Source organism: Inquilinus sp. YAF38 (genome assembly GCF_052113205.1).
Classification (GTDB): Bacteria; Pseudomonadota; Alphaproteobacteria; order DSM-16000; family Inquilinaceae; genus Inquilinus.
The window spans coordinates 16546-29127 of sequence record NZ_JBFRCU010000093.1; the positions used below are offsets into that span (position 1 = coordinate 16546).

At 69.7% G+C, this 12582-nt stretch carries 11 protein-coding genes; 4 read left to right on the forward strand and 7 right to left on the reverse strand.

Annotated elements, in window-relative coordinates; all coding sequences use genetic code 11:
- Positions 1-42: 42 nt before the first annotated feature.
- The 4 genes from AB4Z01_RS29775 to AB4Z01_RS29790 form a co-directional block, all read right to left on the reverse strand.
- Positions 43-276: a hypothetical protein gene (locus AB4Z01_RS29775; protein ID WP_441699770.1), complete on the reverse strand. Its 234-nt coding sequence runs from the start codon at positions 274-276 to the stop codon at positions 43-45.
- A gap of 100 nt (positions 277-376) precedes the next feature.
- On the reverse strand, positions 377-1141 hold the full coding sequence (locus AB4Z01_RS29780) for a 5'-methylthioadenosine/adenosylhomocysteine nucleosidase (protein ID WP_441699772.1): 765 nt from the start codon (positions 1139-1141) through the stop codon (positions 377-379).
- A gap of 83 nt (positions 1142-1224) precedes the next feature.
- Positions 1225-2211 carry a glycerophosphodiester phosphodiesterase family protein gene (locus tag AB4Z01_RS29785; RefSeq protein WP_441699773.1) on the reverse strand — a complete coding sequence of 329 codons (987 nt, stop codon included), beginning with the start codon at positions 2209-2211 and terminating at the stop codon, positions 1225-1227.
- Positions 2212-2313: 102 nt separating this feature from the next.
- On the reverse strand, positions 2314-2937 hold the full coding sequence (locus tag AB4Z01_RS29790) for a DUF2306 domain-containing protein (protein ID WP_441699775.1): 624 nt from the start codon (positions 2935-2937) through the stop codon (positions 2314-2316).
- Between the two features lie 225 nt (positions 2938-3162).
- Here AB4Z01_RS29790 and AB4Z01_RS29795 point away from each other — a divergent pair, with 225 nt between their 5' ends.
- Together AB4Z01_RS29795 and AB4Z01_RS29800 are read left to right on the forward strand one after the other, a co-directional pair.
- Positions 3163-5634 (forward strand): ligase-associated DNA damage response DEXH box helicase, encoded by a 2472-nt coding sequence (locus tag AB4Z01_RS29795; RefSeq protein WP_441699776.1) that lies wholly within the window; start codon positions 3163-3165, stop codon positions 5632-5634.
- 70 nt (positions 5635-5704) lie between these two features.
- A complete protein-coding gene (locus AB4Z01_RS29800; protein ID WP_441699778.1) occupies positions 5705-7462 on the forward strand; it encodes an adenylate/guanylate cyclase domain-containing protein in 1758 nt (585 codons plus the stop codon).
- Here AB4Z01_RS29800 and AB4Z01_RS29805 read toward each other — a convergent pair.
- Both AB4Z01_RS29805 and AB4Z01_RS29810 read right to left on the reverse strand, forming a co-directional pair.
- Entirely contained in the window at positions 7459-8235 is a 777-nt protein-coding gene (locus tag AB4Z01_RS29805) for a hypothetical protein (protein WP_441699780.1), read from the reverse strand. The two genes, AB4Z01_RS29800 and AB4Z01_RS29805, sit on opposite strands and share 4 nt — an antisense overlap.
- Positions 8236-8330: 95 nt before the next feature.
- Complete coding sequence (locus tag AB4Z01_RS29810) at positions 8331-9785, reverse strand: M20/M25/M40 family metallo-hydrolase (protein WP_441699781.1); 1455 nt, start codon at positions 9783-9785, stop codon at positions 8331-8333.
- Positions 9786-10064: 279 nt separating this feature from the next.
- On the opposite strand from AB4Z01_RS29810, the gene pdeM reads away from it, so the two are divergent.
- Together pdeM and AB4Z01_RS29820 are read left to right on the forward strand one after the other, a co-directional pair.
- Positions 10065-10766, forward strand: a complete 702-nt coding sequence (pdeM, locus tag AB4Z01_RS29815) for a ligase-associated DNA damage response endonuclease PdeM (RefSeq protein WP_441699782.1) — start codon at positions 10065-10067, stop codon at positions 10764-10766.
- Positions 10767-10806: 40 nt separating this feature from the next.
- Positions 10807-12249, forward strand: coding sequence for a cryptochrome/photolyase family protein (locus tag AB4Z01_RS29820; RefSeq protein WP_441699784.1), 1443 nt, complete (start codon positions 10807-10809; stop codon positions 12247-12249).
- On the opposite strand, the gene AB4Z01_RS29825 is transcribed toward AB4Z01_RS29820, so the two are convergent.
- Positions 12246-12582: HdaA/DnaA family protein (locus tag AB4Z01_RS29825; RefSeq protein WP_441699785.1), on the reverse strand; the 337-nt coding region annotated here is incomplete at its 5' end. The genes AB4Z01_RS29820 and AB4Z01_RS29825 overlap by 4 nt on opposite strands.

The following is a 12582-nucleotide window of genomic DNA, read 5'->3' on the forward strand; positions in this document are numbered from 1 at the left end:
GATCGGAGCCTAGGGGATCGGGTCAGCCGCCCGCCTTGCCGGCTAGAATCCCATCTTCCCCACCCCGCCCCCGGCGCCGCGGAACCGAATTCCCACGACCTCCGACCGCAGGACGACGGTCTCGCCGCCATCGTGCGTCAGGTAGACGAGATCGCGGGCGGTCCGGATGTCATGAGCCGGCAACTCGTGCCCGCCGCGGGTGAACAGCACCAGCGTCGCCCCCGCGCCGGCGGCCCGGAGCTTCTGCGCATATTCCTCGATGATCGCTGCGTCCATGGCCTCCTCCGCGCCGGCCCGTTTCGGCCGGTGGTTCAAGCCATGATGTTGTCACCCGCAGCGCGCCTGTCGAGCCCCCGTCGTGCCGTCGGCAGCCCGGCTACAGCACCGTCGAGATCCGCCCGACCACGCGGGCGGCGATGCGGGCGGCGGCGTCGAGGAAGGCGGGGAAATCCATGTGGCTCTCGCTGCCGGCAAGATCGCTGAGCGCCCGGACCACCACCACCGGCACGCCGAAGCGCTCGGCCACCGCGGCCACCGCCGCGCCCTCCATCTCGATGGCGACACCTCCGAACTCGCGGTGCAGCCGCTCGCGCTCCTGCGCATCGTTGAGGAAGATGTCACCGGTCAGAATGGTGCCGAAGATCAGCCGCGACCGGTGCGGCTCTCCGCCGGTCGCCGCGGCTCCGAATCCGCCGATATCAAGGCCTTCGATAGCATCCTTGATCTTTTCTCTGAGATCCTGGCCCAGCTCGTAGCCGGTCTCCTCGGGGAAGCCCGGCAGCGGCGGCACGCCGGGCTGGTAGGGCTTCAGCCGGCCGCCGACCCGGGCGCCGTAATCATGCATCACCAGCCGGTCGGCCACGATCACGTCACCGATGGCGAGGTCGGGGTCGAGGCCGCCGGCGACGCCGGAGAACAGCAGCGAGCTGCACTTGAACTCCTGCAGCAGCAGGGTCGCGACCATGGCGGCGTGGCTCTTGCCGATGCCGGCCTCGACCGCCACCAAGTCGCGGGTCCCGAGGCGGCCGAGGCGGAAGCGGCAGCCGGCGATCTCGCGCTCGGTGCGCACCACCAGATCGTCATGCGCCGCCAGCTCCTGCGGGATCGCCGCCATCAGCCCGATCGGTCCGTCCGCACGCATCGCATCCTCCGCTTGTGTCGCCGCCCTTATGCCCCGGTCGGGCGGCCGGCGCAAAGGGCCAGGACAGGGCGGGCAGTCCGGATTCAATTCTTCAGCGTGGGCCCCATCCGATCGATCCGGTCGGTCTCGATGCCGCCGGCGTAGCCACCGGCGACCAGATCGGCCACCAGCGCCGGGTCGTCGATGCCTTCGGAGAAGCCGCCGCTCCACGGGCCGATCAGGAAGACCGGAGTGCCCGCCGCCTTCATCCGGGCGACGAAAAGGTGCGGCCAGCCCCACAGCCAGGGCGCGATATTCGCCGGCACCAGCAGCACCGACCGCCGGCAGGGCTCCGGCATATGGCCGGTCCAGCCCAGCGCGGCGTAATTGACGAAGCAATCCTTGATCGAGGCGCGGGACATCGAGCGGAAACCGGGCAGCCGCTCGCGCAGCGCCGCGATCGGCCGGTCGCCGCCATAGGCCGCCAGGAGGTCGCGGCGATCCGCGGGCAAGGTTGTGAGATAGGCGGCCAGCATTTCGCCTTCCGCCGGGTCGTCGCTCTTGACGTTCAGCAGGAAGCGGCGCTCGGGGAAGGCCTCCAGCACCTGGTCCAGCGACGGCATCAGCCCTACGCCCTTGCCGCGGAACGAAAAGGTCTTGCCGCCATCGGCGGTGTAGCCATGGCCGATGTCCAGCGCCTGCAGCTCGGCCAGGCTGTGCTCGCGGGTGACGCCATGGCCCTCGGTGCGGCAGTCGACCGTCCAGTCATGGAACACGGCGAAGCGCCCGTCGGTGGTCGGCTGGATGTCGATCTCGACGATGTCGGCGCCGAGATCGAAGGCGGCGCGCATCGAGGCGATGGTGTTCTCCAGATAGGAATGTTCCGGCGGCAGCATGCGCGCGGCGGTGCAGGTGTCGCCGGTCAGGCCTGTGCGATCGAAGCCCTGGGCCAGTCCGCGATGCGCCAGCAGCACCGGCTTTCCGCCCGGCGCGCCGTGCAGCCGGGAGCTGTTGTTGAAGAACACGAACGCGGCAAATGCCCCCAGGGCGATGAAGGCGACCAGCAGGCGCTTGCTTGTCCGGCGGCTCATGGGCTGATCCGATGCGGTGACCGTGGCGGCGCAGGCTGATCGCGGATCATGGCCGAAACGGTGCGGCGCCGTGACCATCGGATGCCGCGGCGCCAGCCTGTCTTACCGCGCGGGTGACCGCCGACCGCTCTGCATCTCGTACCACTCGTTGGCCAGGTCGCCGACCAGGATCGCCAGCGCCACGCAGGTCCACACCACGATTTCGGCAACCGCGGGGTCCGGCGGCCGGTCGAGCCCGCTCAGGCCGAGAATCAGGCGGCCCTCGAAGAAGGTCAGCGCCACCGCGTAGCTGCGGGTCATCCACTGCCGGTGCTGCGGGATCCTGCCCTTGAGCGCGAAGGCGAGGCCGATCCCGGTCGTTACCATCACCAGGAGCGCATCGACGATCGTGGCGACGGTGAAGGAGCGCGAGGCGCCCGCCGCCTCGTCGATCCATTGGATGTACGCGCCCAGCGGCGCGAAGACGAAGACGCCGGCGACATAGATCCGGCCCACCACGCGGTGCACCACGGCGAAGCGGCGGCGCAGCCGGTCGGAGAACTGCAGCGGCGCCAGCAGCAGCGCACTGGCCCCCGCCACGCCGTGCGGCAGCAGCCACCACTGGAAGGACCGGTAGTGCTGCCACACCGGGTTGTCGGGTTCGACCAGGAAGCGCTCGTTGTGGCCGACGACATAGGCTGTCATCGCCAGGATCAGCGCGAAGACCACCGCCTTCGCGCGTGGCATACGGAAGGAACGCCGTGCCGACTCTATCGCGACCATGCTGATCTGCTCCAGCTTATTGCTGCGACCAGAAAGCCGGATCCAGATGTCAGCGGGATTTCGATCGCGGGCAGACGCGTTGCACCCGCAACACGACAGCCGGTTGACGAGAACAAAAACACAACAGTTGCATCCGGGTCGGTCCTGGGCTGATCTGGTCGGACGCATTCAGGCCGAAACGAAGGGCCCATGACCATATTGGCGGAGATCGCCGAACCGCTGCTGCCGCCGGCCTTCGAGGGCTGGTTCCGGCACAAGGGCTGGACGCCGCACCCGCATCAGTTGGAGATGCTGCAGGCGGCGCGCGACGGCAGCCATGCCTTGCTGATCGCCCCGACCGGCGGCGGCAAGACCCTGGCCGGCTTCCTGCCGACCCTGACCGAGCTGGCGGAGCGGCCGCGCGAAGGGCTGCACACGCTCTACATCTCGCCGCTCAAGGCGCTGGCGGTCGACATCCATCGCAACCTGGAGCAGCCGATCGCCGAGATGCGGCTGCCGATCCGGGCCGAGACCCGCACCGGCGACACGCCGCAGGTCAAGCGCGAGCGCCAGCGCCGCCACGCGCCGCAGATCCTGATGACGACGCCGGAGAGCCTGGCGTTGCTGCTGTCCTATGGCGACGCCGACCGCATCTTTGGGGCCTTGCGTTGCGTCATCGTCGACGAGCTGCACGCTTTGGCCGGCACCAAGCGCGGCGACCTGCTGGCGCTCGGCCTCGCCCGCCTGGCCACCCTGGCGCCGGAGGCCCGCCGGATCGGGCTGTCGGCCACGGTCGCGCATCCCGATTCGCTGGTCGCCTGGCTGTCGCCGACCGGCCATGCCGACCCGGCGCTGGTGCGCACGGTCAAGGGGCCTCCCGGCATCAAACCCGTGGTCGAGATCCTGGAAACGGAGGGCCGCCTGCCCTGGTCCGGCCATATGGGCACCTATGCCGCGGCCGAGCTGTATGAGCGCGTCCGCAAGGCCGGCACCACGCTGCTGTTCGTCAACACCCGGGCGCAGGCCGAGCTGGTGTTCCAGGCGCTGTGGCGGGTGAATGACGACGTGCTGCCGATCGGGCTGCATCACGGCAGCCTGGCCGCGGAACAGCGCCGCAAGGTCGAGGCGGCAATGGCGCGGGGCGAGCTGCGCGCGGTGGTCGCCACCTCCTCGCTCGACCTCGGCATCGACTGGGCGGCGGTCGACCTGGTGATCCAGATCGGCGCGCCGAAAGGCGCCAGCCGGCTGCTGCAGCGCATCGGCCGGTCGAACCATCGCTTCGACGTGCCTTCGGTGGCATTGCTGGTCCCGGCCAACCGGTTCGAGGTGCTGGAATGCCAGGCCGCCTCCGACGCGGTCGAGGCGATGACGCTGGACGGCGACCCGCCGGCGCCCGGCACGCTGGACACACTGGCGCAGCACCTGCTGGGCTGCGCCTGCTCCGCCCCCTTCGACGCGAAGGCGCTGTTCGCCGAGGTGCGGCGGGCGGCGCCCTATGCCGCACTGCCGAAGCGCGATTTCGACGATGTCCTCGATTTCGTCGCCCATGGCGGCTACGCGCTGCGCAGCTACGACCGTTTCCATCGGCTGAAGCAGGATGCCGAGGGTCGCTGGAAAGTGGCCAGCGCCGTGGTCGCCCGACAGTACCGGATGAATGTCGGCACCATCGTCGAGCAGGAGACGCTGAAGGTCCGGCTCGGCGGCGGCTTCGGCAAGGTGTTGGGCGAGGTCGAGGAGTATTTTGCCCAGGGCTTGGTGGCAGGCGACACCTTCATGTTCGCCGGCCAGCTGCTGCGCTTCGAAGGTATCCGCGAGATGGCGGTGATCGCCAGCCGCGCCGCCACGGGCGAGCCGAAGGTGCCGGCCTTCGCGGGGGGCCGTATGCCGCTGACCACCCACCTGGCCGACCGGGTGCGCCGCCTGCTGTCAACCCCCGCCCATTGGCCCCGGCTGCCGGACGACGTGCGCGAATGGCTGGAGCTGCAGCGGGACCGTTCCGGGCTGCCCGGGCCGGGCGAGCTGATGATCGAGACGTTCCCGCGCGGCGGACGGCACTACATGGTGGCATACTGCTTCGAAGGACGGCAGGCGCACCAGACGCTGGGCATGCTGCTGACCAAGCGGATGGAGCGGGCCGGGCTGGGGCCGATCGGCTTCGTCGCCACCGACTATGTGCTGGCGACCTGGAGCCTGCATCCGGTGACCGACCCGGCGCCGCTGTTCAGCGAGGACATGCTGGGCGACGACCTGGAGGCGTGGATGGGCGATTCCAGCCTGCTGCGCCGCACCTTCCGCAACGTCGCCATCATCGCCGGGCTGATCGAGCGCCGGTCCCCCGGCGAGAAGAAGACGGGGCGCCAGGTCACAGTCAGCGCCGACCTGATCTACGACGTGCTGCGCCGGCACCAACCGGACCATGTGCTGCTGCGGGCCACCAGGGCGGATGCGGCGCGCGGCCTGGTGGACGTCGCTCGCGTCGCGCTGTCGCTGAAGCGGGCCAGGCGCAAGCTGACCCACCGCGCGCTCGACCGCGTTTCCCCCCTCGCCGTCCCGGTGCTGCTCGAGATCGGCCGCGTCAGCGTCGCCGCCGGTGCGATCGACGCGATGCTGGAGGAGGCAGCCGCCGAGATGATCGCAGAAGCCCAGCCGAAACGGGGTGAGCGCGGCCGGAAGCGGGCGTGAGCGGCCGACATCGTTTGTCGCCCTGCCCCGGATTTGCTAAAATTGCGTCTTTCGGGGCGAGGATGAGCCCATGGAACGGCCGGAGGTCCAGCGCAGGCTGGCCGCGATCCTGGCGGCGGACATGGTCGGCTACAGCCGGCTGATGGAGGCCGACGAGTCCGGCACCCTCGCGCGGCTGAAGACCCATCGGCTCGAGCTGATCGACCCGGCGATCGCCAAGGCCCGCGGCAGCATTGTCAAGACCACGGGCGACGGAATGCTGGTCGAGTTCGCCAGCATCGTCGATGCCCTGACCTGTGCCGCGGAGATCCAGCGCCGCATGGCCCGGCGCAACGCCGACGTCTCGCCGGCACGCTGGATCCAATTCCGCATCGGCATCAATCTCGGCGACGTGATCGTCGAGGACGGCGACCTGTTCGGCGACGGCGTCAATGTCGCGGCGCGGCTGGAGGCGCTGGCGGAGCCGGGCGGGATCTGCGTGTCGGGCGCGGTGCGCGACCAGGTCGGCGACCGGCTCGATTTCGGTTTCGAGGATCTCGGCGAGCAGACGGTCAAGAACATCTCCCGGCCGATCCGCGTCTACCGGGTCCGGCTCGACCTGCCGGCGGCTGAAGCTCCGACCGAAGTCGCCGCGGCTGCCGCTCCGGTCGCGACCAAGCCCTCCATCGTCGTGCTGCCCTTCGCCAATATGAGCGGCGAGCCGGAGCAGGAGTTCTTCGCCGACGGACTGACCGAGGACATCATCACCGAGCTGTCGCGCTTCCACGAGTTGCTGGTGATCTCGCGCAACTCCGCCTTCGTGCACAAGGGCAAGGCGGTGAAGGTTCAGGACGTCGCCCGCGAGTTCGGCGTCMATTACGTCGTCGAGGGCAGCGTCCGCAAAGCCGGCGGCCGGGTGCGGGTCACGGTGCAGCTGATCGACGCCGAGACCGACCGGCACATCTGGGCCGAGCGCTACGACCGCGACCTGGCCGACATCTTCGCCATCCAGGACGAGGTCACGTCGGCGATCGCCGCCACCCTGCCCGGCCGGGTCGAGGCCGCGGCGCGCGACCGGGCCAAGCGCAAGACCACGGACAACCTGGAAGCCTATGAATGCCTGCTGGCCGGCAAGGTGCTGCACCACCGGTCGACGCGCGACGACAACGCCCAGGCGCTGGCGATGCTCGACCGCGCCGTCGCCCTCGACCCGAAATATGCCCATGCCCATGCCTGGCGGGCCTGCGTGCTGGGCCAGAGCTGGGTCAACGCCTGGTGCGCCGACCGCGACTCCACCTGGGACGCCGTGGTCGGCGAGCTCGAGATCGCCATCGCCCTCGACGACAACGACGCCGATGTCCACCGCATCCTCGCGGCGGTCGCCCTGGCGCGGGACGAGTTCGACAAATCCATGTACCACCAGGAACGGGCGATCGCCTCCAACCCGAATTACGACCTGATCGTGGTGCAGCAGGGCGAGATCCTGACCTGGCTCGGCCGGCCGGAGGAAGGCATCGATTGGATCCGCAAGGCGATGCGGCTCAACCCGCATCACCCGGAGCGGTTCTGGAGCCATCTCGGACGGGCGCACTACACCGCCCGGCGCTATGCCGAGGCGGTGGAGGCCTACAGCCACATCACCAAGCCCGACCACACCCACCACGCCTTCCTCGCCGCCGCGCTGGCCTGGATGGGCGACGCCACCGCCGCCGGCGCCCATGCCCAGGCCGTGCTGCGGATCGATCCGGCCTTCACGGCGGAGGCGTTCCTGGCGACCCTGCACTACAAGCGCGACGGGGACCGCGGCCATTGCCGCGACGGCCTGCTCAAGGCCGGGCTGCCCGCCTAGCCGCCATTGCAGAATTCACTCGGGGTGAAAACCCGTATGTCGCTCACCGGCGCACCGCGCTTCACCACATATTCGGAGATTCCGGTGTGGTCTTTCGAGGCGGGACTCCAATTGTAGGTCCAACCCATGCCGGTGAAGGGATAGCCGGGTGTCGGAAAATCCGCGACATACGAATTCCACATCTGACCGAAGACGAAGAGCTGCGTCTCCTCGACCGCCCGCCGTTCCGCCGGCGACGAGAATTGCGTCGGCAGGGCGAAGGAGCACTGGGTCGTGCTGATATCCGGTCCGCTGGCGCATGGCCGGAAGACGTGTTCCGGGGCGACGCTGAACTGGACGAGCTCCCACTCGCCCCCCGCCGGCGGCATGCCGAGCAGCTGTTCGAGCGCCAGCACCGGATCCTGCGCGCCCTTGCAGGCCGGCCGCGATTCCGACGGCAACGAAACCCACGTCGCCGACAGCACCTTGCCCGTGCTGTCGGTATTCCGGCCGAGCCGGAGAACGCCTTTGGGCGCCGCAAGAGCATCTGACGGCTCGATGGGGTCGTCTGTCTTGGTGGTCAGCGTGACGACCGTGACCTGCCGCAGTCCCGCATCGATCGGCGTCAGCTTGCGCTGGAAGGAAGGCCGCTTGACGGCGGAATCATAGATGGCCTGTCGGTAGAGCTGAGCGAGATCCTCGCTCTCGCCGGTCATCTGTTGCGCGCAAGCAGCCAGGCTTGCGAGGACGATCGCCCCGACTGCGGCCCGGGCCGCACTTGCCAATCCGGTCATGAAATACCCCCTATTATGATCCTGAAAATCCGGGCGGGTGCCCACGGCCCGCCGCGAGGATGAGGGGCGGCGCAGAGGCCGCGCCGCCCGATCCGTCACTTCTTGCCGGCGACCTCCACAAGTGTGCGGTAGACCCACTCCGTGCCCTGATCCAGGGCCTGAACGCCGATCCGCTCGTCGTTGCCGTGCATGCGCAGCAGCGTCTCGTTATCGAGCGGATAGGGGTAGATGCCATAGACCGGGATGCCCTTGGCGCGCCAAGCCACGGCATCGGTGCCGGCCTCGAACAGCGCCGGCACCACCTCGACCTTCGGCCACACCGCTTCGGCGTTTGCGGCCAGCGCCCGGTACAGCTCCGTGTCGATCGACGACGCTGCCTCCGCGGTCCGTTTCGCGATCGCCTCCCGCGCCGCATCAAGCGACGGGTAGGCCGGGACCGAGATCTCGATCTGCGGGTCCTGGATGATGGCGCGCACCTCGCCGATCGCATCGTCCAGGGTCGATCCGGGCACCAGCCGCATGTTGACCAGGGCGGCGGCCGAGCCGGGGATGACATTCTCCTTGATGCCGCCCTCCAGCATGGTGACCGCGACCGTGTCCCGCATCAGCGCGTGCCAGAGCAGCGGGTAATCGCCCGCCGCAACGATCTCCTCGCCCGCCTGGCGCCGCGCGGCCGCGTCCTTGCCCTCGACCAGCGTGCGGATCCGGCCGGCCAGCGGCTCCCCGGCGCTGCGGGCCAGCGCCTCGAAATAGCTGCGGGTCTGGTCGTTCAGCTTCGGCTCGGTGTCGCTGGCGGCGAGCCGCGCCAGGGCGACGGACAGCCGGCCGATGGCGCTGTCCTTCGGCAGGGCCGGCCGCGAGGAATGGGTCGGCGTGCCGGTGGCCGAGAGCTTGAGCGTCAGATAGATCTTGTCGCGGGTGGTGACGTTGACCTGGCGCGCCGCGCCGTCCTTGTTCTGGAAGATCCAGCCGCCTTCGTTCAGCGCGAATTCGGCATCGATTTTGTCCCAGTGATTCTCGGCCAGCCAGTCGGTGCCGTAGTCGCCAGCCTCCTCGTCCGCTTCCGACAGGAAGATCACGTCCCGGTCGAGCGGCACCTTGTTCTCGGCCAGCATCATCACCGCGGTGGCGAAGACGGCGAGGCCGCCCTTGAAGTCCATCGCGCCGCGGCCGAGGACATAGCCGTCCTTCACCACCCCGGCGAAGGGATCGACCGTCCAGTGCGACCGCTCGACCGGGACAACGTCGGAATGAGCCGCCACCAGGACGGGCGGCTTGCTGCCGTCGCCCTTGAGCCGGGCGATGAAGTGCACCGGGCCGGGCTGCTTCGGCGTCGGGATCACCTCGACCTGGGCGCCCAACGGCTCGAACTGGGTCTTCAGGAACTCCGCCAGGGCCTTGGTGTCGCCCGGAGGATTCGAGGTGTCGAAGGTCAGCAGCTTCTGCAGCAGGGCGGCGGCACGGCCGGGCTGCATATCGGCGGCATGGCCAGCCGAAGACGCCGCCAGCCCGAGCAGGGCTGCCGCTGCCAAGTACAAGGATCGCTTCATTGGCTGTCCTCTGATGATGGGCCGCCCGCATCCGGCCAGGACGATCGTCATCTCTCCCCCACGTCTTTTTCGGCTTCAGAGCCTTGGCGCGGACATCCGTCCGGCAGGCCGATGTTGGCACGGCTCGGGATCACGCAGAACGGACTTCGATCTTATGGCGGGTATGTCCCCGAGGAAGGCCGGAAGGGTCTTCAAGCTGTGGTCGTGCTGCGCACCACGATAGAACATAAATCGAACAAAACCGTTGCGCCGCTCGGGTGCCGGGTCTACATCCGGACGATGCCAACCCGCACCATCCCGCTCCGCGACCACGCCTTCCGGCCCGATCCGTCGGGCGTGCTGTGGTGGGCGGAGCGGCGCTGGCTGCTGGTGGCCGACCTACATCTGGAGAAGGCGACGGCGTTGGCGCAACGCTCGCGTTGCCTGCTGCCGCCCTATGACAGCACCGCGACCCTGGGCCGGCTCGGCGCCGCGATCGACCGGCTGGACCCGGCAGTCGTGGTGGCGCTGGGCGACAGCTTCCATGATTCGGCAGGGGCGGACCGCCTTACCGCCGATGACCTGGCGACGCTGACCCGGCTGGCGCGAGGCCGGGACTGGATCTGGGTGCTAGGCAATCACGACCCGGACCTGCCGCGGTCGCTGCCCGGCGACCGGACCGAGGAGTTGCAGGTCGACGGCCTGATCTGCCGCCACGCCGCCGCGCCTGGAGCCGCCGGCGAAATCTCCGGCCATTACCATCCCAAGGCGGCGATCAGCGGCCGCGCCGGGCGGGTGACCGGGCGCTGCTTCGTCGCCGATGAGCACCGGCTGGTGCTGCCGGCCTTCGGCGCCTACACCGGCGGCCTCGACGTGCTCGATCCCGCCATCCGCGGGCTGCTCGGCCCGCTCTTTCACATCTGGCTGATCGGCCGCGTCGGGCTGCACCGCTTCCCCGGTGCCCGGCTGTCGCCGATCGCGCCGCGCTGGCTGGTGGCCTGACGGGCTGGACCTTGCCCGCGGCCGATCCAGCTTCGTGCCCATGACAGCCCCCGCTCTGCTCTGGTTCCGCCGGGATCTCCGCCTCGACGACAACCCGGCTTTCACCGCTGCCGCCCGGCACGGCGGGCCGGTGATTCCGATCTTCATCCTCGACCGCGATGGCGAGGGTGAGTGGTCCCCGGGTGGCGCGAGCCGCTGGTGGCTCCATCATTCGCTCGCCGCCCTGGCCGATGCGCTGGCGGTGCGCGGCAGCAAGCTGATCCTGCGCCGGGGCGCGGCCTCGGAGGTGCTGGAAGACCTGATCGAGGACACCGGCGCCGCGGCCATTTTCTGGAACCGCCGCTATGAGCCGGCATCGGCCGAGCACGACACGGTCCTGGAGCGCGACCTGAAACAGCGCGGCATCGCCACCAAGAGCTGCAACGCCGCCCTGCTGTTCGAGCCGCGGGAGATCCGCACCGGGGCCGGTACACCGTTCAAGGTCTTCACCCCGTTCTGGCGCGCCTGCCTGGAGCGCGGCGGCATCGTCGCGCCGCACGAGGCACCAAAGGAGATCCCCCGCCCCCGACATTGGCCACAGAGCGACGATCTCGACCGCTGGGCGCTGCTGCCGACCAAGCCGGATTGGGCCGATGGGCTGCGCGAGGCTTGGGCTCCGGGCGAGGCCGGAGCCCGCAAGCGCCTGTCGGCCTTCCTGCGGCACGGCTTGGCCAGCTATGAGACCCGGCGCGACCGGCCGGACGTCGACGGCAGCTCGGCGTTGTCGCCGCATCTGCATTGGGGCGAGATCGGCCCGCGCCGGGTCTGGCAGGCGGTCGAGCACGCGGCGGCCGAAACACCCTGGCTGCGCTCCGCCGCCGATGCCTATCAGCGCGAGCTCGGCTGGCGTGAATTCGCATCCCATCTGCTGGTCGCCCGGCCCGAGATGCCGACCGAGCCGCTCGACGGTCGCTTCGCGGCCTTCCCCTGGGACGTGGACAGCACGGCGCTGCAGGCCTGGCAGCGGGGGCGAACAGGTTACCCCATCGTCGATGCCGGGATGCGACAGCTGTGGCGGACCGGATGGATGCACAATCGCGTCCGGATGATCGCCGCGTCCTTCCTGATCAAGGATTTACGCATCGATTGGCGCGCGGGCCAGGCCTGGTTCTGGGACACGCTGGTGGATGCCGATCTGGCCAACAACGCCTTCAACTGGCAGTGGGTGGCCGGGTGCGGCGCCGACGCCGCGCCCTATTTCCGCATCTTCAACCCGGTCCTTCAGGGCGAGAAATTCGACCCGGACGGAGCGTATGTCCGACGGTTCGTGCCGGAGCTCGCCAATCTACCGCCGAAATGGATCCATAAGCCCTGGCGGGCGCCCGGGGCCGTGCTGGCCGAGGCCGGCGTGGCGCTGGGCCGGACCTACCCGCGGCCGATCGTCGACCATGGCGACGCCCGTCGCCTCGCCCTTGCCGCCTTTCAGGCGCTGCCGAGATCCTAGCCCTGCTCCGCCAGGATCCCGCGCACCAGCGGCAGGGTGATCGAGCGGCCCTGGGCCAGGCTGGCGGCGTCGATCTCGGCGACCAGCCGCCGCGCCTCGGCGAAGCTGCGCTCCATCCGCGCCAGCATCGTCTGCACGATCTCCGGCCCGACCGCGAGCTGGCGGTCGGCGAACAGCTTGGCCAGCACCTGGGCCAGCAGCACGTCGTCGGGCTCGCCCAGGCCGACCGCCGGCGCCGCCTTCAGCCGCGAGGCGAGGTCGGGCAGCGCCACCGGCCAGCGCGCCGGCGGCTTGCGCGCCGCCAGCAGCAGAAAGCCGCCGGCCTCCTTCAGC